Consider the following 19,579-nt stretch of genomic DNA (forward strand, 5'->3'; position numbering starts at 1 on the left):
CGGCACCCTACCCAAGTGGAGGGGAACCTTCGCCTCCGCCTCGTTTCCGTGTCGGGACCCCGGTGTCGCGCGCGTCGTCCGCACGCCCCTCCTGCGGGCCGCTTCCGTCTTCGTCCGGGGCGTCCTCGTCGGCCGTCGGAGGCCCCACGGGCACGCCGCCCCGCAGCCGTTCCAGGTCGGAGGCACGGACCTGGATGACCACCAGCGCGATCAGCGCCGCGATGCAGGAGACGACGGCGGCGACGATGAACGCGCTCGAGACGCCGGAAGCCAGCACCTGGTCACCCCACGGCGCCGGGAGTTCACCCGTCCTGCGGAACTCCAACTGCTGGGCGGGGGTGGCCTCGGCGAGGAAACGGGGTATCTGATCCGTCGCCTCGTTACGGCTGGCCGTACCGAACACCGTGACCAGGATGGACAGTCCCAGAGAACCGCCGACCTGCTGGGTGGCGTTGAGGACCCCGGACGCGGCGCCGGCTTCTCTCGGCACCACACCCGAGACCGCCATCAGCGTCAGCGAGACGAACTGCATGCCCATGCCGAAGCCGAAGACCAGTATGGGTCCGAGGATGCTGCCCAGGTAGGTGCTGTGGACATCGGTGCGTGTGAGCCAGGCGAGCCCCGCCGCCGCCAGGATCGCACCCGTCACCATGAAGGGCTTGGGACCCCATCTGGGCAGCAACCGCGAGGCGATGCCCGCACTGACCGCGATGATCGCGCTCACGGGCAGGAAGGCCAGACCGGCCCGCAGCGGGCTGAAGTCGAGGATGTTCTGCACGAAGAGGGTCAGGAAGAAGAACATCCCGAACATGGCCGCGGCCAGGCACAGCATCATCCCGTAGGCGCCGGCACGGTTGCGGTCACGGAACATGCGCAGGGGTGTGATGGGCTGCTTCGACCGGCGTTCGACCGCCAGGAAGACAAGCAGGAACACCACGGCGCCGCCGAAGGACGCGATGGTCAGTCTGTCGGTCCATCCGTCCTCGGAGGCCCGGATGAAGCCGTAGACGAGGAGCACCATGCCGAGTGTGGAGGTGAGCGCCCCGAAGAGGTCGAAGTGGCCGGGGTGCCGTTCGGATTCCTTGATGTGGCGCGGTGTCGCGAGGGCGATCAGCAGGCCGATGGGAATGTTGACGAAGAGCACCCAGCGCCAGTCGAGCCACTCCACCAGCACGCCGCCGGCGAGCAGACCGATCGCGCTTCCGCCCGCGGACACCGCGGCGAACACGCCGAACGCCCGGTTCCGCTCGGGCCCTTCGTGGAAGGTCGTGGTGATCAGGGAGAGGGCGGTCGGTGAGGCGATCGCACCGCCGACGCCCTGCAGGGCACGCGCTGCGAGCAGTTGCCAGGATTCCTGCGAGAGGCCGCCCAGCAGCGAGGCCACCACGAAGAGCAGCACGCCGAAGATGAAGACTCTGCGGCGCCCGAGGATGTCGCCCAGCCGCCCGCCGAGCAGAAGCAGCCCGCCGAACGTCAGGGTGTAGGCGTTGATCACCCACGACAGGCTCTCGGTCGAGAAGCCGAGGGACCTCTGGATGTGCGGCAGAGCGATGTTGACGATGGTGACGTCGAGAACCACCATCAGCTGGCACGACGCGATGACGAGCAGGGCTATCCCATTGCCGTGGCCCCGCTCCGGGGATGCGGCAATCGGCGCGGACTTCGCTCGCGATGCGGTCATGGCGTGGGGTCGTGCGGGTCAGCGGTGTAGAGGAACAGCCACTCATCGACGTTAGGACGGACCGCACCGGACCGCCAATCGATCACATGACCGACACACGCACGCCTGGGTGCACGACCGTTCGACGACCCCGCCGGACATGGGTGACCGGCGGGGCCTGGGGACGGAGCAGGGGCGCGGGATCAGGTGAAGTTCACGTCGCTGCAGAGGAAGTACGTCTGGTCCATGTGCGACGCCTGCCAGATCGTGTAGACCACGTGGCGGCCGCTGAGCCCTGAGGTGCTCACCGGGATCTCGTAGTTCTGACTGGGCCCGTAGCTGCCCGTCTCGGCGACCAGCTGGAGGTCGCCCCAGGTCAGCGCTTCGGTGGTGGGGTCGAAGCCCTGCCGGGTGACGTACACCTGGAAGTAGTCGGCACCGTGACTGGCCTGGTCGTAGAGCTTCACGGTGAAGTCACCGGAGATGTCCGTGGTCTTCCACGCACCGACGGTGTCCAGGGAGTTGTACCGTCCGCTCTCCGTCCGGCCGCCGCTGCACAGCTGCCCGTCGGGCACGGCGGCCGGGAAGTTGCCGCCGGACCCGTTGCGGTACAAGCCGTTCCAGTTCCACATGGCGTTCGGGTCGGCCTGCCAGGCCTGCCAGCACATGGGGTCTTCCTGCTCCATGGCCGGGTTCTGGAAGTCGTCGCCCCAGCGCAGCCAGCAGCCGTAGTTGCGGGAGGCCGGATCGACGACGGAGCCGTGGGCACTCGCCGTACCTGTCCACGGGAGGAGACAGAGGACGGCGGCGACGAGTACGCCGCCGAGGCGCAGCGCCCAGCCGCCTAAGTTGACACGATCATGACATATCATGGTGCGATCTCCGTTTCCGGGAGGTGGGGGGATCTGCTGACTGGCGTGGGAGCGCTCCCGCGCCACTTGGGCTTTGCCCCGCCACTCTCGCCTCAAACATGCCCGACGCGACATCATCGGTAATGCCGACGACCTCCGGGAGTCGCCATGCAGCCGCCATGCCCAGGTCGGTCCACATGCACTTCTGTGAACGTTCGAGTTCCGCTCACGCCTCAGTCGCGGGGCAGCAGGGTCCCCAGCGGCCCGAGGTCCAGGTTGAGGTCCTCGGGCCGGACCCCGTGCTGCTCGCAGAGCTCCGCCATCCGCTGGTCGAGCATCATGAGCGTGGTACCGATCTCGTCCACCTGGCTGTCGGTGAGATCTCCCTGATCGATACGGCGGATGGCCTGCCTCTCCATCAGCTGGCGCAGCAGTTCCACCACGGTCAGCACCAGGGCCACGAGATCGCGTCCCAACTGGTCCGAGTCGACGTCGAGTCGCGAGGTGCTCACAGCGGGCCTCCGTCCGCCCAGGGGGCCGGAACGCGTTCGTTGACGGACGAGAGCAGGGCGTGGAGCGACAGCCGTACGAGCGGAACGTCCGCGATCGCGATCACCAGGTCCCCACTGATCACCACGCCCGTGGCCAGGAGCCGGTCCAGCAGGTCGACGAGCGGAACTCCGATGGGGCCGCTCAGCGGCTCGGGATCGTCCCAGGGCACCACCTCGCGCTCCATCGCTACACCTGACCGACGAAGGAGTACGGCACCCAGGGCCCGGAGACCTCGATCCGGGCGCCTGTCGCGTCCCGCAGTGTCCGGATGAGCTCCTGGAGTGCGGCTCCGCGGTCCTCCGCCACCAGGTAGGTGGCGTTGAGCACCTGGACGCGGCCCTTTCCCACGAGCTCGGGAGCGTGCAGCCGCAGCCTGCGACCCGCGGCGGCAATCATCCCGAACGAGGCATCCACCGTTTCGGCGAGCCGCAGTGCGTCCTCGTGCCGCCGCTCGCGCCGCGCCTGCACCCCTCGCTTGCGTTCCAGATAGGCGAGGCCGGCCCCGGGGGCGGGGCGGGAGCGCCCGGCCGGCGTCTCCGGCCGGGGCGGAGCGGGGCCCGGGTCGGTCACCGGGGGCTCGGCCGCGTATACTTTCACGCCCCATTCGGAGTGGCCGGCCGTGCGCTCCAGAGCGGTGCGGAAGCGCTCGGTCTCGTCGAGGAGGGCCTGCCGGGCCCGGTCCTCACCGTGATAGAGCGTGGCGAGCGGGAGGGGGACGGTGGGACACGACGCGGCGACCGCCGACACCACGTCGTGGTGGGCGCGTGCGTACCGTTCCAGCTCGTCGCGGTCCGCCATACGGGCCTGCCACACCTCGTCCGTGAAATCGGCCGCTCGGACGGTCTGGACGATCGCCGTCAGCTCACCGAACGGCAGTCGGCGCAGCGGTTCTCCCGCCGCCACACCCGGCAGGCCTGCGAAGGCTGCCGGATCCGGTGCGTCGCACACCGCGAATACGTAGAGGGCGCTGTGGTCCGGAGCCTGTCCGGGTCCCCGCTCCGTCATGTGGTTCGGTCCTCCTTGCTCATCGGTGGTCCGACGTCTCGTCCGTCTTCGACTCGAGCGCCTCGAGACGCTCGCGCAGTTCGCGATTCTCGGCCTGGAGGGAGTCGCGGGCGGCGCGCGAACTCAGCGCGGGATCCGTCTCCCACCAGTCGATGCCGGCCTTCTTCGCGGTATCGACGGACGCGACGAACAGGCGGAGCCGGATGGTGAGCAGCTCGATGTCGAGAAGGTCGATCTTGATGTCACCCGCGATGACGATGCCCTTGTCGAGGACCCGCTCGAGGATCTCCGCGAGGTTGGTGTTCGGCGGCCCGGGGATGGGGTACGCGTCCCGCCCGAGGTCGAGATCGGTCATCCGGACGCCCTCCGTCCGCGTCGCTTCCTCGGCGTGGGCTCCTCTTCTTCCTCTTCCTCTTCTTCTTCGGGTTCCTCGTCGTCTTCTTCCTCGTCGTCCTCGTACTCGTCCTCGTACTCCTCGTCGTCCTCGCCCTCGGGCTCCTCTTCCTCCTCCGGCTCCTCCTCGTCCTCGTCCTCGTAGCCGGAGTCTTCGGAGTCCTCGGAGTCCTCGTTCTCCGCTTCCTCCTTCTCCATGGCCTCCTCGTGCGACACGACCACTTCGCCGTCGCGAATTTCTCCGCGCCATCCCTCGGGCTCGTCGTCGGTGAGCGTGACGAACTTCTGGAAGAGTTTGAAGTCGAGCCGCATGCGGCGCCCCTGCACCCGCCACAGGTTGCCCGTCTTCTCGAAGAAGCCGGAGGGGTAGTACTCCACCACCAGCACGATCCGGGTGAGGCTCGGCGCCAGTTCGTGGAAGCTGACACACCCACGGGTCGAGCCCTTGGCCCCTTCGGAGGTCCAGACGATCCGGTCGTCAGGGACCTGTTCCTGGACCGTGGCCTTGAATCCGCGTGAGGAGGGGCCGATCTTGACCTTCCAGTCGCTCGACATCTCCTCACTCATCGAGACGCTCTGCACGCCCTTCGTGAAGCCGCTGAACTCGTCGTACCGCGTCCAGTGGTCGTAGGCGGTGCGGAGAGGCACCCCCACGTCGAGGACCTCGATGATGTTCATGGACTTGCCCCCGCCGGGCTTGCCCTTGCCCTTGCCGCCCCCGTCCCCGCCGCCCCCGAACGTCTCCTTGGCCTTGTCCACGACTTTGTCCTTGACGTTCCCGGCCTTCTCCGAGACGAAGGCCTTCACCGGGGATTCGCCCTGCATCACACGAGAGGCGATCGAAGGCAGCGAACCGCCGTTCTCCGCCATGTCGGTGAGCTGCCCCGTGAGGCCGGTCAGCTTGTCGCCGGCCTTCTGCGCCAGCTTGTCCGTCTGTGCCCCGAGGAAGTTCGAGAGCTCCCCGCGGAGGCGGTCGAGGCCCGACTCCTCCGCCTCGGGTTCTTCCTTGTCCGTCCTTGCCATGGCTGTCTACCTCCGCCGTTCGCCGCGCCGGGACGCGGTTCGCTTCGATGACGTCGTCTTCTTGGCCGAAGCGGTCTTCCGGGCCGACGACTTCTTGGCCGAGGCCGACTTCTTGGCAGGCGCCTTCCGGGCTGCGGACTTCTTCGCCGGCGCCGACTTCTTTCCGGCCGCCGCCTTCTTCCTGGCCGGTGCCGATTTCTTCGCCGCGGCCTTCTTGGCGGGGGCCTTCTTCGCGGCGGCCTTCTTCGCAGGGGCCTTCTTTGCCGGGGCCTTCTTCGGCGGTGTCTTCTTGGCGGCCTTCTTGCCGGCCCCGCGGGCGCTCGGCCGCGGCTCCTCCGGCTCCGGCTCGTCCTCCTCCTCGTCCTCGGGTTCCTCTTCCTCTTCGTCCTCCTCGTCCTCGTCCTCGGGTTCCTCTTCCTCTTCGTCCTCCTCGTCCTCGTCCTGCGGTTCCTCTTCCTCGTCCTCGGGCTCGTCGTCCTCGTACTCCTCGTCTTCCTCTTCGTCCTCCTCCTCGGGCTCCCCCAGCCGCGCCGTCCGGTCGCTGAGGGCATCGGCCAGCGAGTTCATGCCGCGGTCCGCTGCCGCCGTCAGTGCCTTGCGGCCGGATTCGAGGACCTCGCCCCTCAACTGGCCCTGGAGCTCCGCGAACTGCGGCATCTCGCTCAACCGGCGCACGCCTTCGGCGGCGAGCTGGCGCGGTTCGAGGCCGAAGCGTCTGCCTGCCAGATAGGTGGCGACGGAGAGCGCCAGACGGCCCTTCTTCGTGCGGCCGAGTACGTATCCGCCCACGACGGCTGCCGCGAGCGTCACCTTTGTCTGATCTTCCATGAGTGAGTCACCTTCGATGGTTCGGCGCGGGGCGGACTCGCCCGGCGTAAAGCCGGTCGAGCAGCTCCGCCTCTTCCCGTTCGAACTCCTCCAGGCTGACGTTGCCGTCCTCGAGCTCCTGGTTGAGCGCGGCGAGCTGCGCCCGGATCACGCCCGGGTCGTGCAGCTCGCGGTCGGCCGCGTCATTCACCTTCTCGGCGACCCAGATCACGCCTCGGACCGGTGCGAGGGGCAGCAGGAGCAGGCCGCTGAACAGTCCCATGTCAGACCCTCGCGGCCGTCGGCTGCGGACTGCGGGAGGAGACGAAGCTGTAGCAGGGCAGCGGCCCGGCTACACGTAGCTCGACGCGCTCCCGGTTCGCGTCGGCGAACCGCCGCGCCGTTGCCCGGAAGGCGTCGCTCTCGTTCCGGTCGACGAGGAACGACACGTTGAGCGCACACCCATGGACCTCCGGCCCGGCGGCCACCGCACGGGCCATGGGAGTGAGCTGGTGAAGGAGCTTCTTCCCCGCCTCGGCCGCCCGGCGGGAGAGAGCAGTGGACACGGCCTCACCGAGCCGGACGTTCGCCTCGTAGCCGGGGCGCCGTCGGACCTCCTCGCGCAGACGCCGTACGTTCTTCTCCTCCGCGACGACGGCGGCGAGCGAGTCCTGGGCCGGCAGCGCCTTCACGTTGATCTCCACGCTCCGGCCGAGGTGGCGGAGGGTCGCGAGGTGCTCGGCCTGCGAGCCGGCCAGCTGCGCACGGACCGAGGCTTCGTCCGGCGCGACCACACCGAACCGCATGGGCAGTACCGGGCCGCTGTCCGAGAGACGCAGCAGCAGCTCCTGGTGTGCCATCAGATCGCGTCTCCGGGCCCGCAGTTGCGGCGGTGCGTCGCTCACGACGGCGGTGACGCGCCCGTCACCGGCCAGCCGCAGCGTGGCCGGAGGGCTGCCCACGCCGGCCCCGCCTGCCGGAAGTGCCTCGCCGGCCGGGATGATCGCGTACACGTACACGCCGTTCTCGGTCACGGCTCATGCCTCCGCGCGTCGGCGCCGGCTCGCACTGTCGCGTGCGGGCGCCCGGCGCTTCTTCGGCCGTTCTTCCCGCTCCTCCTCGTCGTCCCCGTCGCCGACACCCACCGCGTTGCGCACGGTGTCCCCCACGGACTCCGCCGCCCTCCGCACCTTGCGCTTGCCGACCGACTTGGCGACGCCCCCGCCGAGCAGCTCGGGGACGGTGGTGCTGCCCGAGTCGCGCTCCAGGTCGAGCCGGTTGCACGCCTCGGCGAAACGCAGATAGGTGTCCACGCTCGCCACGACGATGCGCGCGTCGATCTTGAGGATCTCGATTCCGACCAGTGACACCCGGATGAACACGTCGATGACCATGCCCCGGTCGAGGATCAGTTCCAGGACGTCGTAGAGCGTGCCGGCCCTGGGCGCGCAGGGGACGACTTCGTCGGCGTACATGGTCGGGGTCATGGGGTGTCCTTCCGGGTGAGGGGCGAAACGGGTCATTCGTCGGCGGAGCCACGCCTGTAGCGGCGGACCCTGCTGTACTCCACGAGTTCGCCCCGCTCATCGATCTGCACCTCGTAGGAGGCCAGCAGACTTGTGGTGTCCGGGATGCGGGGCACTTCGAGCACGTCGACGACGACGCACCATCCGTCGTCGTTCCGCCGCACGGCCGACACCCCCTCGGCGGGGTGACAGATCAGTCGTTCCAGGCTCTCGCTGGCAGCACGGGCAGCGTGCTCGGGGCCGCGTCGGGACGACGAGCGTGGGGCTGCCGTTTTCGTTGTGTGCCCGGATCGGGCTCGACGGTTCTCTGCCATGGAATCCAGTCTGGTCAGGATCGGTTCCGGCGCACCTCGACGGCGGACCGGTGGCCGGCGGAGGCACTCACCCTTTCGCCGTTCCGGCGGGACGCGGCACCCGCGACGCGTGCACAGTCGTAGGCATGAGCGAGAGCCGCGGCCCTGACGGGCCCGATGAAGAGCACGTACGGCCATCCGGGGCCGTCGAGGCGCTCGGAGCGCTGACGGAGGCGCTGGAGGGGGTGGAGCGTGCCCGGGGGCAGCTCTTCGGATTCCATCAGCTCACGGGCGGTGCGGACCTGACGCTGGACCGGGCGGTCGAACTGCTCCGGATGGGTGGCCACGCTGACCAGGCCGACCTGGTGGAACGGGAGATCCTGGGCCGCAACGTCATTCCCGGCCGCTGGACCTTCCAGATCGTCGAGGCGTACGACGACACGTACTACCGGCCGTTCGTCGCTGTCGAGGAGCGGGTGCGCCGGGAGCTCGTCGGAGGGCGGCGCCACCTCTACGAGGCGGAGATGAAGGAAGCCCGCCGTACGCGCGGCCACCCTCATCACACCGCGCGGCCATGACGGTGGATCCGGCGGACGCCCTGCGGCGGATCGCGTTCCTCCTGGAGCGGTCCCAGGCTGCCACGTACCGGGTGAAGGCCTTCCGCACGGCCGCGGAAGCGATCGGCTCCATGAGCGCGGAGGAGATCGCCCAGCGGGTGGCACACGGTTCACTGGAGACGGTGCGTGGCATCGGGCCGAAGACTGCCAAGGTGATCCGCGAGGCGGTGGAGGGCGCGACACCGGCGTATCTCCAGGCGCTCGAGGAAGAGGCTTCGGCGCCGTTGGCCACGGGCGGTGAGGCACTCCTCGCTGCCCTCCGCGGTGACTGCCACATGCACTCGGACTGGTCCGACGGGGGCAGTCCGATCGCGGAGATGGGCCGGGCTGCGGCCGAGCTGGGCCATGAGTGGGCGGTGCTCACCGATCACTCCCCGAGGCTGACCGTGGCCAACGGGCTCTCGACCGAACGTCTCCTCGAACAACTGTCCGTCGTGGCGGAGCTCAACGAGCAGTGGGCGCCCTTCCGTCTGCTCACGGGAATCGAGTGCGACATCCTCGAGGACGGCTCGCTGGACCAGGACCACGACGTGCTGGAGCGGCTCGACGTGGTGGTCGTCTCGGTCCATTCGAAGCTGCGCATGGACGCGGCCGCGATGACCGAACGGATGCTCGCCGCCGTGCGCGATCCGCACGCGGACATCCTGGGGCACTGCACGGGGCGGCTCCTCGGCGGGAAGAAGCGGCCCGAATCGCAGTTCGACGCGGACCGGGTCTTCGAGGCGTGTGCCGAGGCCGGCACGGCGGTGGAGATCAACTGCCGTCCGGAGCGGCTCGATCCCCCGCGCGGCCTGCTCAGGCAGGCGGTCGCCTCGGGTGCTCTCCTGTCGATCGACACCGACGCGCACGCGCCGGGGCAGCTGGACTGGCAGATCTACGGGTGCGCGCGGGCCGAGGAGTGCGAGGTCCCCGTGGACCGTGTCGTCACCACCTGGCCCGTGGAACGGCTCCTGGGGTGGACGGGCGAGAAGCACCGCCGGTAGTGCTCCCTGCAGGGGTGCACCGGCGCGGACAGGCTGGTCGCGGGCCTTCGGCGTACAGTCGATCTCGGTTGTCCATGTGACTCCGGGGCATGCCGGGGCAGGAGGAAAGCCATGTCACCTCACCGCACGGGCCCTTCCCTTCCGCGAGCACGCGGGGTGTTGTCCGCAGGTGTGATCGGCTACCTGCGGGACGACGGCGCTCTGCCTGATCCGGAGACCGCGCGGGGCGCCGAACCCTACGGCGACGATCTGCAGCTCGCGCTGTACGTCTGCTACGAGCTGCACTACCGCGGGTTCAGCGGCGTACGTCCCGAACTGGAGTGGGATCCGCCCCTGCTCACGGTTCGCGCCGCGATGGAGGACCGCTTCCTGACGGCTCTGCGGCACGACGCCCCGGTGGACGCGAGCCTGGAGGAGGTCCTGGACGGTCTCCTCGTGGAACCGGTCCGTGGCACCGGCGTCTCGTGGTTCCTCCAGGACCGGGGCGAGCTGCGCCATCTGCGTGCCTACGCGATGCAGCGTTCGCTGTACCACCTCAAGGAGGCCGACCCGCACGCCTGGGTGCTGCCCCGGCTCAGCGGCCGGGCCAAGGCGGGCATGGCGGCGATCGAGTACGACGAGTTCGGCGCCGGGCGCGCGGACCGTGTCCATGCTCAGCTGTTCGCCGGCCTCATGACCGATCTGGGACTCGACACCGCGTACGGCCGCTATCTGGACGAGGGCTGCGCGCCCATGCTGGCCCTGGTGAACCTGATGTCGCTGTTCGGCCTGCACCGCCGACTGCGCGGCTCGCTGGTGGGCCACTTCGCCGCTGTCGAGATCACCTCCTCCCCCGCGTCGCGGCGCCTCGCCGATGCCATGAAGCGCACCGGCGCGGGCCCGGCAGCGGAGTTCTTCTACACGGAGCACGTCGAGGCGGACGCGGTGCACGAGCAGGTGGTGCGCCGCGACGTGATCGGCGGTCTGCTCGAGGACGAACCCGGACTGGCGGCCGATGTCGCGTTCGGCATCACCGCCACCTCGTGTCTCGAGGACAGGCTCGGAGACCGGCTGCTCACGGACTGGCAGGCCTGAACACCGCCCCGTCCGTACCGCCGGCGAACCACCGAATGGAGCGCAGATGTCCGCAGACGTGGCCGAGGACGCCCGTACCGTCCGCTTGATGACCCTCCCCGGGGTGTACGCCCCCCAGCACGACACCCGTCTGCTCATGGCGGCGCTGAACCGGGAGGAGATCGGTCCCGGCACCGAGGTCCTGGACGTCGGCACGGGCAGCGGCGCCCTCGCTCTGCACGCGGCGCGGCTGGGAGCGCGGGTGACGGCTGTGGACGTCGCGCGGCGGGCCGTGGCGACCGCCCGGCTGAACGCGCTGCTGCACCGTCGGCGCATCACCGTGCGGCGCAGCGATCTCCTCTCGGCACTGCCCGGCCGGTCCTACGACCTGGTGATCTGCAACCCGCCTTACGTGCCGTCGCCCCTGGGCCGGCTCCCCGGGCACGGTGCGGCGCGGGCCTGGGAGGCCGGGCGCGACGGCCGGGCGATCCTCGACCGGGTCTGCCGGACCGCCCCGGCCGCGCTGCGCCCCGGAGGACGTCTCCTGCTCGTCCACTCCGGTCTGTGCGACAGCGACGTGACCCTGCGGCGCCTCTCCGATGCCGGGCTGCGGGCCCAGGTCAGCGACCGGGCCCTGGTGCCCCTCGGGCCGGTGCTGCGCTCCAGACTGCGGTGGCTCCGGGATACGGGGCTGGTGGACGGCACGGCGACGGCGGAGGAACTGGTGGTCATCCGTGCCGAACAAGCCTGAACGCCCGTGCCGGATCACCCTCGGCGACGAAGGGCCGCTGCTGCTCGAAGGCCCGGTGGAGGTCACCTGCGCGGACGGCAGCGTGGCCACCTCCGACCGGTTCGTCGTGGCCCTCTGCATGTGCCGTCGCAGCCGGATGTACCCGTGGTGCGACACCAGCCACCGACGCCGTACGCGGCCGGGCGAGGGGTCCCACCGGTCGGCGGACTGATGTCTCTCACTCCTCGGTGCGAGGCCTCGTCCGCTTCGCCCCGCGCAGTCGGCGGGACACCTCCCGCAGCCGGGGGTGGCGTTCGTGGGCCTCGGCCGAACGGCGGTCCAGCTCTTCGGCCAGGCGCTCCGTGCGCTTGTCGATGTCGAGTTCGTCGAGGATGCGGTCGACCTCGGCGAGCAGTGCGCCGTGCAGCTGCCACTGCCTGGGGTGTTCCTGGACGTCTTCGAGCAGCAGGTCCGCCACCCGGTCGCGGGTCGCGCGGCTCCGGGCGAGCGCGTCAGCCAGTCGCTCCTCGGCCTCCTCACCGCTCTCGGCCATCGGCGTGGTGATCATCAACGCGAACCCCTCGATGGCATCGGACATGTGCCCGAACAGTTCCCTGAGGTCCGTGGCCACGTCCTCGGGGAAGAGCGCTTCCTCGGTGCGCGCCTTGGCGAGGTCGGTCAGCGTGCGGGTGAGGACGCGGAGCACGACGGCGCAGATCTCCAGCGTGTCGAGCCCGGTCCGCAGGACGACGCGGTAGAGCAGCCCCTGCTTGACGCGGGGGTTGAGCATGAGGCTCTCCTCGGCCTGCCGCAGCGATGCGTCGACCTCCACGATGTCGTGGTCGAGGCGGCGGGCTTCGTGCAGCCGTGCGGCGGCCTCCCGCACGGGGTGGTTGCCGCCGATCTCCTCGCCCAGGGCCCGGAACATCTTTCCCATCCGCTCCCCCAGGCCGCCGATGGACGCGCCCGCGGACTCGACCCAGACGGGCGGTGCCAGCAGGAGGTTGAAGAGCAGGCCGACGCCGGCCCCGATCAGCGTCTCCAGCACGCGCTCCCAGGCGGTGGCGGCGACCTGCGACACGCCGAGGACCAGCATCGCGCTGATGGCCACCTCGGGTACGAACTCGTTGACTCTGACCAGTCGTCCGATCAGCAGGGAGGTGAAGATGGTCAGTCCGAGGCTCCACCAGCTCAGCCCCACGAGGGAGCTGAATCCGCTGGCGATCAGGACCCCGACGACGACGGCGTTCACGCGCCGGATCCCGGTGGTGAGCGTGGCGTAGAGCGTCACCTGCACCACGAGGAGGGCGGTGAGGGGCGCGGTGAGGGGTGCGGGGTGCGGGGCGGGCAGGACCGCCTGGGCCACCGCGAAGGCGATCACGGCCGCCGCCGTCGACCGCAGCGTCTGGGCCGCGGCCGGCTCGGTGGTGCGCTGGACGAGTTTGACGACGGGTTCGGGCGTGGAGACTGCAGGCATTCCTAGACGGTGCCCCGTTCCGCGCTCCCGCAGCGGTTCGGGGACCGGTCGGAATCCGTACGGACGTACGCGTGCCCCCATCGGCACCGGCCTCGCGGTCGCGGGCGCTCGGAGAGAAGGTGGAGACATGGCTATCTCACTCACGCCCCCCACGGAGACGCCTCCCGCCGAGGGCTGCATAAGCGAAGCACACGTCGAACGCGCCGACGGAGGGATCTGGGAACACCCGGTCTTCTGGGCAGCCGTGGTGCTGCTGGGCTCACTCGTCGTCGCCGGGTACTTCATCGCGCGGATCTTCGGGTTCACATGACGTCGTCCCGCCGGACCCTGGACTCACTGCTGGAGCGGCACGGCACCACGTATGCGGCGGAGGCGGGTGTCCGGCTGCGTGACACTCCCCAGCCGCTGTACCAGCTGCTCGTCCTGAGCCTTCTGCTGAGTGCGCGGATCCGTGCGGACATCGCCGTGGCCTCGGCTCGGGCGCTCTTCTCGCACCGGCTGCGCACGCCGCGCCGTATGGCCGACGCCACGTGGCAGGAGCGTGTCGACGCGCTGGGCGAGGGCGGCTACCGCCGGTACGACGAACGGACGGCGACCCAGCTGGGGGACGGCGCGCTGCTCCTGCTCGACGCGTACGGCGGGGATCTGCGGCGCCTGCGCCGGGAGGCCGACGGCGACATGGACACGCTGCGTGCGGGGCTCCGGCGCTTCCCCGGCATCGGGCCGACGGGCGCCGACATCTTCCTGCGCGAGGTGCAGACGGTGTGGCCCGAGGCGTCGCCCTATCTTGACGCGAAGGCGCTCCAGGGAGCGGAACGGCTGGGTCTGCCCACCACGCCGGACGAGCTCAGCCGGCTGGCGAAGGGCCAGGACCCGGCCGTGCTCGCCGCGGCACTGGTGCGGGGCGCGCTGGACAAGGGCTGAACCGCTCAGCCTGTGGGCCGCCGCTTGCCCGGCTTGGTGGAGCGGCCCTCCACGAGTGCGCGCCTGATCTGCGCGGCGGTCGTGCGGGCGTGCTCCGAGGTGGACGTCCGGTCGGCCACCGAGGTGACGAAGCGGTGGGTGGGGCGCAGGCAGCGGCCGCACGGGGTGTCGTCGGTGATCAGGTATCCGTCCTCGCACTGGGGGTCCGTGCAGCGGCCGGGGCTCACGAGCGCCTCGGCGATCTCCTGGGGTGCCCAGCGGCGCCGGCCGTCCTCGTCCTTCTCGTGGAGGGCGTGGGACCAGCGGACGTTCCACCGGCGTTCGAGCCGTTCCAGCAGCTGGTCGGGGGTGCGCCGGCCGAGTTCCTGGTGGATCAGGTCGTGCACCGTACGGGGGTGGCGGTGGCCCAGTGCCTGGACCAGCGGTTGCGGAAGTGCCTGGAGGATGTACGTGACGGGGTCGCCCGCCGCGCGCTCACGCCACTTGCGGCAGCTGCAGGGCCCCTCGGCGGGCAGCGCGCGCTGGCACCGTCCGCACCGGCCCCTGCATTCGGCGCAGAGCCCGTTCTCGAGGCCGTCCAGGTGGGGTGCGGGCGCCCGGCCGCAGTCGCGGCAGCAGGCGGCGCAGGGTCCGCAGAGGCGCTCGTCGCCGAGTTTCGTCGTCCACTGCCGCTGCTGGCAGCGGCAGCACAGGGCGTTGTTGCAGTACTCGTGGTGGGCGGCGCCCGAGTGCCGTCCGGGGGGCGGGAATGACATGGATACGTTCTCCAGGTGCGTGGCGAGGGCCGGTCAGGTCCAAGCCATGTCGACGAAGCGCGCGCAGGGGCCCTCCGACGACGGTATCGCCCTCGCCGGGCCTCGTGCGGCACAGTGCCGCGATCAGCCGACATTCTCCCGCACCCGGGCGGTGCGTGTGGTGTGGTCAGGGCCGCAGGCCGCTGACCACGTTCGCGGTGGCGGTGATCCCTTCGTGGATGGTGGGAGCCATGCTCGTACCCGCGAGGAAGAATCCCAGCAGGGCGCAGACGATCGCGTGCGAGATCTTGAGCCCGCCGTTGCGCAGGAAGATCACTGCGAGGATCAGCAGGAGCAGCACCACTGAGATCGAAATGGCCATGGCCAACCTCCTCCGCCGCGCCGGAATTGCGGCATTCGGCCGCCAGTGTGGCGCAGCGGAGGGGCCGTTCAGCGCACTGGCGTGTCCGCCGAACGGGTGTTGACTCACGGTGACGGGATGCGGCCGTCGGCGCCGGTCAGCCGTTCCGACGGCTGCCGGGCTCGCGCCGGCGGAGGAAGCCCTCGAGACCGGCCAGATCGTCGGTGTTGAGGTGGTCGACGTCCGCGGCGACGAGCTCGCTCCAGACGGCGTCGCGTTCCGGACCCGCGAGGTCGGGCGTTCCCCAGAAACGGACCCGTTGTCCGCTCGCGTGCGCCGCCGCGACGAGGGTGCGGAGCCTGTCGCGTTCGGCCGCCGGGAAGGGGCCGGTCCCCTGCCAGCTGAAGCTCGTTGCCCAGTTCCCGCTGATGAGCGGGATGAAGGAGGCGGGGGCTGCGGTGCCGAGGTCCTCCGGCCGGCCGTCGTAGAAGGCGTACCGGGTGGTCTGTGCCTCCATCGGGACGCGGGCGGCCCGGTCGCCGGAGACGACGGCGGTGACGGCCCCGGTGCGGACCCGGCCGTGGACCGAGCGCGTGAGGATGTGGCGGTAGCGGTGGAGCACCCGGTCGAGCTGGAGGTAGGTGGCGGCGCCGTCGGTCTTGATGTCGATCAGCAGCTGGAGCGGGGCGGGGTGCCCGGCGTGGACGTGTCCGTGGTTGGCGCGCACCAGGGTCGCCAGGGGGTCGAGGTAGAGGGAGACGAGGGTGCGTGCGGGGTCGAGGCTCTCGGCCTCGTGGGCGACGAGCAGTTCGCCGTCGACGAGGAAGATGTCCGCCTCGACGCTGGTGAAACCGTGCGCGAGGGCGTCGTGGAGGGGGCGCGGGTGCAGGTAGTCGTTGTGGGCGTGGGCCCGGGCCAGTGGCCGCGGGCCACGGGGGCGGGTGTTCACGGTGGGGGTCGCGGCTGCGGTCTGGGCGGGGATGAACGCTCCCGCGGCGGCCGTGGCGAGGGCGGTGGTGACGACTCTGCGACGGGTCAGGTGTGCCATGGGGTCTCCCTGAAGCGGTCGGAGGGGGCAGAGCGGACGGGGACGCGACGAGTATGGAGGCGGGGACCGACCGAAAGGCAGGTACCTGCCAAGAGTTGGAACGCCCTTCGTCCGTACGTCGGTCGCGCTGCGCCTGCTGTTCCCCCGCGCCCCGCGTGGCGAGGGCGTGTGTGCACACGCCCCCGCCACGCGCCGCTTCACGGAGCCGGCAGCTCCACCAGCCGCGCCACGGCCTCGCGGTGGCGACCCGCGGTTCCGTAGGCGATCGAGTCGGCCTTGGCCCGCTTCAGGTACAGGTGCGCGGGGTGCTCCCAGGTCATCCCGATCCCGCCGTGCAGCTGGACGCACTCCTCCGCCGCGTGCACCGCGACCTCGGAGCAGTAGGCCTGCGCCACGGCGACGGCGAGCGGCGCGTCCGGGCTGCCGGTCGCCAGCGCGTCCGCGGCGTTGCGGGCGGCGGCGCGCGCGGAGACGACCTCCAGCCAGAGCTGGGCCATCCGGTGCTTGAGTGACTGGAACGAGCCCACCGGCCGGTTGAACTGGTGGCGTTCGCGGGTGTACCGGACGGTCTCGGTCAGGCACCACTCGGCCAGTCCGAGCTGTTCGGACGCGAGCAGTCCGGCACCGGCCAGCAGGCCCCTGGTCACGGCCGCGGCCGCGGGGACCGCCTCGGCGAGCAGGGTGCCGGTGGCCCCGGTGAGGGCGACCGTGGCGAGCGGGCGGGTCAGGTCGAGCGGGACGAGCGGCTGGACGGCGACACCGGCTCCGCCGGCCTCGACCGCGTACAGGCCCTCCGCGGTGGGCACCAGCAGCACATCGGCCGCCGCCGCCTCCGCGACGCCGGTCACGGTCCGCTCCAGGGTGCCGGTCATCGACGCGGCCCCGTCGGCGGGTGCCGTGGCGAACGGCAGGACGAGCACGGCGACCTTGCTGCCCGCCGCCAGCTCGCCCAGGAGCCCGGCGGCCGGGCCGCCGTCGGCGGCCAGTTCGAGAAGGGTCTCGGTCGCGACGACGGCGCTCGTCAGGTACGGCGCGGGGGCGACGCTGCGGCCGAGCTCCTCCAGGACCACCGCGGCCTCACGGTGGGTGGCTCCCTGACCGCCGAGCTTCTCCGGGACGAGCAGCCCGGCTGCTCCGATGCCCGCGGCGAGCGATTCCCACAGCCGCAGGTCGTACGGCGTGTCGGACTCGATCCCGGCGATCACCGTCGGCGCGTCGGCCCGGTCGGCGAGCAGAGAACGCACGGCGGACCGCAGGTCCTCCTCGGCCTCCGAGTAGAGCAGGTCGGGTGCCTGGGCGGCTTCGGTCTGTGCGGTCATCGGGCGAGATCCTTCCAGGCGACGTCCTTGTCGTTACGGGGCTCGGCGGGCAGACCGAGGACGCGCTCGGCGACGATGTTGAGCAGGACCTCGCTCGTACCGCCCTCGATGGAATTGCCCTTGGACCGCAGATAGCGGTAACCGGCGTCCCGTCCGGTGAAGTCGACCAGTTCCGGGCGGCGCATGGTCCAGTCGCTGTACAACAGGCCTTCGTCACCGAGGAGTTCGACTTCGAGTCCGCTGATCTCCTGGTTGAGGCGGGCGAACGCGAGCTTCATGCCGGAGCCTTCGGGGCCGGGCTGTCCGGCGACGAGCTGCTGGCGCAGCCGTTCGCCGGTGAGCCGGGCGACCTCGGCCTCGACCCAGAGCGTGAGCAGCCGCTGGTGGAGGTCGTGGGTGCGCAGGCCGGGCTGTTCGCGCCAGGTCTTCGCGACGGTGCCGATCATGCCGCCCTCACGGGGGATGCGGGCTCCGCCGATGGACACGCGCTCGTTCATCAGGGTGGTCTGGGCGACCTTCCAGCCGTCTCCGACCGGGCCGAGGCGCCTGCTGTCCGGGATGCGTACGCCGGTGAGGAAGACCTCGTTGAACTCGGCCTCGCCGGTGATCTGGCGCAGCGGCCGGACCTCGACGCCGGGGTCGGTCATGTCGCAGATGAAGTAGCTGATGCCGCGGTGCTTGGGGAGGTCCGGGTCGGTGCGGGCGATCAGGATCGCCCAGCGGGCCACATGGGCGCTGGACGTCCAGACCTTCTGCCCGTCGACCACCCAGCTCTCGCCGTCCCGGACGGCGCGGGTGCCGAGGGCGGCGAGGTCTGATCCGGCGCCGGGCTCGCTGAAGAGCTGGCACCACACCTCCTCGCCGACCCACAGCGGCCGCAGGAAGCGCTGCTTCTGCTCCTCGGTGCCGTAGCCGAGGATCGTGGGGGCGGCCATGCCGAGGCCGATGCCGATGCGGCGCGGGTCGTTGTCCGGGGCGCCCGCTGCGGCGAGTTCGGCGTCGACGACGGACTGCAGGGAGCGCGGGGCGTCCAGTCCGCCGAGGCCGACGGGGTAGTGCACCCAGGCCAGGCCGGCGTCGAAGCGCGCCTTGAGGAAGTCGGTGCGATCGGTGGTGGCCGGCGGGTGGGCGGCCAGCAGTTCCTGGGTGAGGCGGCGGACCTGTGCCGCGTCGATGGCGGTGCTCATCGGGTGCCTCCTGACGGCAGGACGACGATGCGGCCGGTGCTGGTGCCGTCGGCGACCCGCTGGACGGCTCGCGCCGCGTCGGCCATGGGGACGCGCTCGCTGATCAGGGGCTTGATGACGCCCTGCGCCGCGAGCTTGGTGAGCTCGTCGTGGCAGGCGCGTACGGCGGCGGGGTCCTTGGTGTTGTACAGACCCCAGTGGAGTCCGACGATCGAGTAGTTCTTCACCAGGGCGTGGTTGAGGCCGGGTGTGGGGATGGTGCCGCTCGCGAAGCCGACGACGACGACACGGCCCTCGAAGGCGATGCACTTGACGGACTTGGCGTAGGCGTCGCCGCCGACCGGGTCGTAGACGACGTCCGCGCCGCGTCCGCCCGTGGCCTCCTTCACCGCCGCGACGATGTCCTCGCTCCGGCGGTCGATGACCAGGTCGCAGCCCAGTTCGCGGGCGATCGCGGCCTTCTCGGGCCCGCCGACGACCCCGATCACCGTGGCGCCGGCGGCCTTGCCGAGCTGGACGGCCGCGCTGCCGACGCCGCCCGCGGCCGCGTGCACCAGGAGCGTCTCACCGGCCTGCAGGTGTGCGCGCCGGTGCAGTCCGAACCAGCCGGTCTGGTAGCCGATGTGCAGGGCCGCGGCCTCCGCGTCGTCCAATGCGTCGGGCGCGGGCAGCAGGGCCGCCTCGTCCGCCACGACGTACTCGGCGAATCCGCCGTCGGGGAGGGCAGGGGTGGCGAGCACCCGGCGCCCGTCCTCCGTCACGCCGCAGATCTCCACACCGGGGGTGAAAGGCAGCGGGGGCCTCACCTGGTACTGGCCGCGGCAGAGCAGCGCGTCGGGGAAGTTGATGTTCGCCGCGCGCACCTCCAGCAGCACCTGCCCGTCCCCGGGGGTCGGCCGGTCGGTCTCCTCGAGCTCCATCACCTCGCTCGGCTCGCCGTTCCGGTGCACTCGCCATGCCTGCATGAGGGGCCTCCACAACACTGTCGGCATTACCACTGCTCCGCCGCATACTAAGCGGTCGCTTGCCCGTCTGG

26 protein-coding genes are annotated in these 19,579 nt (G+C 70.8%); 7 read left to right on the forward strand and 19 right to left on the reverse strand.

Annotated features, from left to right (window positions below; genetic code table 11):
* Positions 1-7: 7 nt before the first annotated feature.
* From ACIRD8_RS24930 to ACIRD8_RS24985, 12 genes are all read right to left on the reverse strand, one after another.
* A complete protein-coding gene (locus ACIRD8_RS24930) occupies positions 8-1,681 on the reverse strand; it encodes an MFS transporter (protein ID WP_403995565.1) in 1,674 nt (557 codons plus the stop codon).
* Between the two features lie 182 nt (positions 1,682-1,863).
* A complete protein-coding gene (locus ACIRD8_RS24935; protein WP_403995568.1) occupies positions 1,864-2,532 on the reverse strand; it encodes a lytic polysaccharide monooxygenase in 669 nt (222 codons plus the stop codon).
* A 212-nt stretch (positions 2,533-2,744) separates the two neighbouring features.
* Entirely contained in the window at positions 2,745-3,023 is a 279-nt protein-coding gene (locus tag ACIRD8_RS24940) for a gas vesicle protein K (RefSeq protein WP_403995571.1), read from the reverse strand.
* The gene (locus ACIRD8_RS24945; RefSeq protein WP_403995574.1) at positions 3,020-3,247 is read right to left on the reverse strand and encodes a gas vesicle protein; all 228 of its coding nucleotides are present in this window, start codon (positions 3,245-3,247) and stop codon (positions 3,020-3,022) included. Before ACIRD8_RS24945 ends, ACIRD8_RS24940 begins: the two co-directional genes overlap by 4 nt.
* A gap of 2 nt (positions 3,248-3,249) precedes the next feature.
* Positions 3,250-4,068, reverse strand: coding sequence for a GvpL/GvpF family gas vesicle protein (locus ACIRD8_RS24950; protein ID WP_403995577.1), 819 nt, complete (start codon positions 4,066-4,068; stop codon positions 3,250-3,252).
* 19 nt (positions 4,069-4,087) lie between these two features.
* Positions 4,088-4,423, reverse strand: a complete 336-nt coding sequence (locus tag ACIRD8_RS24955; RefSeq protein ID WP_403995579.1) for a gas vesicle protein — start codon at positions 4,421-4,423, stop codon at positions 4,088-4,090.
* Positions 4,420-5,484: an SRPBCC family protein gene (locus ACIRD8_RS24960; RefSeq protein ID WP_403995582.1), complete on the reverse strand. Its 1,065-nt coding sequence runs from the start codon at positions 5,482-5,484 to the stop codon at positions 4,420-4,422. The genes ACIRD8_RS24955 and ACIRD8_RS24960 overlap by 4 nt, the downstream gene beginning before the upstream one ends.
* Positions 5,485-5,490: 6 nt before the next feature.
* Positions 5,491-6,312 (reverse strand): histone protein, encoded by an 822-nt coding sequence (locus ACIRD8_RS24965; RefSeq protein WP_403995585.1) that lies wholly within the window; start codon positions 6,310-6,312, stop codon positions 5,491-5,493.
* A gap of 7 nt (positions 6,313-6,319) precedes the next feature.
* Positions 6,320-6,574: a gas vesicle protein GvpG gene (locus ACIRD8_RS24970; RefSeq protein WP_403995588.1), complete on the reverse strand. Its 255-nt coding sequence runs from the start codon at positions 6,572-6,574 to the stop codon at positions 6,320-6,322.
* A gap of 1 nt (position 6,575) precedes the next feature.
* Positions 6,576-7,325 carry a GvpL/GvpF family gas vesicle protein gene (locus ACIRD8_RS24975; RefSeq protein ID WP_403995591.1) on the reverse strand — a complete coding sequence of 250 codons (750 nt, stop codon included), beginning with the start codon at positions 7,323-7,325 and terminating at the stop codon, positions 6,576-6,578.
* A 3-nt stretch (positions 7,326-7,328) separates the two neighbouring features.
* Complete coding sequence (locus ACIRD8_RS24980) at positions 7,329-7,778, reverse strand: gas vesicle structural protein GvpA (RefSeq protein ID WP_403995594.1); 450 nt, start codon at positions 7,776-7,778, stop codon at positions 7,329-7,331.
* Between the two features lie 32 nt (positions 7,779-7,810).
* Entirely contained in the window at positions 7,811-8,131 is a 321-nt protein-coding gene (locus ACIRD8_RS24985; RefSeq protein WP_403995597.1) for a gas vesicle protein, read from the reverse strand.
* A 125-nt stretch (positions 8,132-8,256) separates the two neighbouring features.
* On the opposite strand from ACIRD8_RS24985, the gene ACIRD8_RS24990 reads away from it, so the two are divergent.
* The 5 genes from ACIRD8_RS24990 to ACIRD8_RS25010 all read left to right on the forward strand — a co-directional run bounded on the left by ACIRD8_RS24990 (position 8,257) and on the right by ACIRD8_RS25010 (position 11,725).
* Positions 8,257-8,688 (forward strand): hypothetical protein, encoded by a 432-nt coding sequence (locus tag ACIRD8_RS24990; protein ID WP_403995600.1) that lies wholly within the window; start codon positions 8,257-8,259, stop codon positions 8,686-8,688.
* 2 nt (positions 8,689-8,690) lie between these two features.
* A complete protein-coding gene (locus ACIRD8_RS24995; RefSeq protein ID WP_403995927.1) occupies positions 8,691-9,710 on the forward strand; it encodes a PHP domain-containing protein in 1,020 nt (339 codons plus the stop codon).
* A 111-nt stretch (positions 9,711-9,821) separates the two neighbouring features.
* The gene (locus ACIRD8_RS25000; protein WP_403995603.1) at positions 9,822-10,784 is read left to right on the forward strand and encodes an iron-containing redox enzyme family protein; all 963 of its coding nucleotides are present in this window, start codon (positions 9,822-9,824) and stop codon (positions 10,782-10,784) included.
* Between the two features lie 46 nt (positions 10,785-10,830).
* Positions 10,831-11,514 (forward strand): HemK2/MTQ2 family protein methyltransferase, encoded by a 684-nt coding sequence (locus ACIRD8_RS25005; protein ID WP_403995606.1) that lies wholly within the window; start codon positions 10,831-10,833, stop codon positions 11,512-11,514.
* On the forward strand, positions 11,498-11,725 hold the full coding sequence (locus ACIRD8_RS25010; RefSeq protein ID WP_403995609.1) for a CDGSH iron-sulfur domain-containing protein: 228 nt from the start codon (positions 11,498-11,500) through the stop codon (positions 11,723-11,725). The genes ACIRD8_RS25005 and ACIRD8_RS25010 overlap by 17 nt, the downstream gene beginning before the upstream one ends.
* Positions 11,726-11,731: 6 nt before the next feature.
* On the opposite strand, the gene ACIRD8_RS25015 is transcribed toward ACIRD8_RS25010, so the two are convergent.
* Positions 11,732-12,970: an aromatic acid exporter family protein gene (locus ACIRD8_RS25015; RefSeq protein ID WP_403995612.1), complete on the reverse strand. Its 1,239-nt coding sequence runs from the start codon at positions 12,968-12,970 to the stop codon at positions 11,732-11,734.
* Positions 12,971-13,097: 127 nt separating this feature from the next.
* On the opposite strand from ACIRD8_RS25015, the gene ACIRD8_RS25020 reads away from it, so the two are divergent.
* The gene (locus ACIRD8_RS25020; protein ID WP_104782654.1) at positions 13,098-13,280 is read left to right on the forward strand and encodes a hypothetical protein; all 183 of its coding nucleotides are present in this window, start codon (positions 13,098-13,100) and stop codon (positions 13,278-13,280) included.
* Entirely contained in the window at positions 13,277-13,894 is a 618-nt protein-coding gene (locus ACIRD8_RS25025) for an endonuclease (protein WP_403995615.1), read from the forward strand. Before ACIRD8_RS25020 ends, ACIRD8_RS25025 begins: the two co-directional genes overlap by 4 nt.
* A 5-nt stretch (positions 13,895-13,899) precedes the next feature.
* On the opposite strand, the gene ACIRD8_RS25030 is transcribed toward ACIRD8_RS25025, so the two are convergent.
* From ACIRD8_RS25030 to ACIRD8_RS25055, 6 genes are all read right to left on the reverse strand, one after another.
* Positions 13,900-14,649, reverse strand: coding sequence for a hypothetical protein (locus tag ACIRD8_RS25030; RefSeq protein ID WP_403995618.1), 750 nt, complete (start codon positions 14,647-14,649; stop codon positions 13,900-13,902).
* Positions 14,650-14,815: 166 nt separating this feature from the next.
* Positions 14,816-15,010: a hypothetical protein gene (locus ACIRD8_RS25035; RefSeq protein WP_099177066.1), complete on the reverse strand. Its 195-nt coding sequence runs from the start codon at positions 15,008-15,010 to the stop codon at positions 14,816-14,818.
* A gap of 136 nt (positions 15,011-15,146) precedes the next feature.
* Complete coding sequence (locus tag ACIRD8_RS25040) at positions 15,147-16,037, reverse strand: phosphatidylinositol-specific phospholipase C/glycerophosphodiester phosphodiesterase family protein (RefSeq protein ID WP_403995621.1); 891 nt, start codon at positions 16,035-16,037, stop codon at positions 15,147-15,149.
* Between the two features lie 197 nt (positions 16,038-16,234).
* A complete protein-coding gene (locus ACIRD8_RS25045; RefSeq protein WP_403995624.1) occupies positions 16,235-17,356 on the reverse strand; it encodes an acyl-CoA dehydrogenase family protein in 1,122 nt (373 codons plus the stop codon).
* A complete protein-coding gene (locus tag ACIRD8_RS25050; RefSeq protein WP_403995627.1) occupies positions 17,353-18,543 on the reverse strand; it encodes an acyl-CoA dehydrogenase family protein in 1,191 nt (396 codons plus the stop codon). The genes ACIRD8_RS25045 and ACIRD8_RS25050 overlap by 4 nt, the downstream gene beginning before the upstream one ends.
* Positions 18,540-19,508, reverse strand: coding sequence for an NADPH:quinone oxidoreductase family protein (locus ACIRD8_RS25055; RefSeq protein WP_403995630.1), 969 nt, complete (start codon positions 19,506-19,508; stop codon positions 18,540-18,542). Before ACIRD8_RS25055 ends, ACIRD8_RS25050 begins: the two co-directional genes overlap by 4 nt.
* Positions 19,509-19,579: the final 71 nt, after the last annotated feature.

The organism is Streptomyces sp. NPDC102451 (assembly GCF_044765485.1).
In the GTDB taxonomy this organism is placed as follows: Bacteria; Actinomycetota; Actinomycetes; order Streptomycetales; family Streptomycetaceae; genus Streptomyces.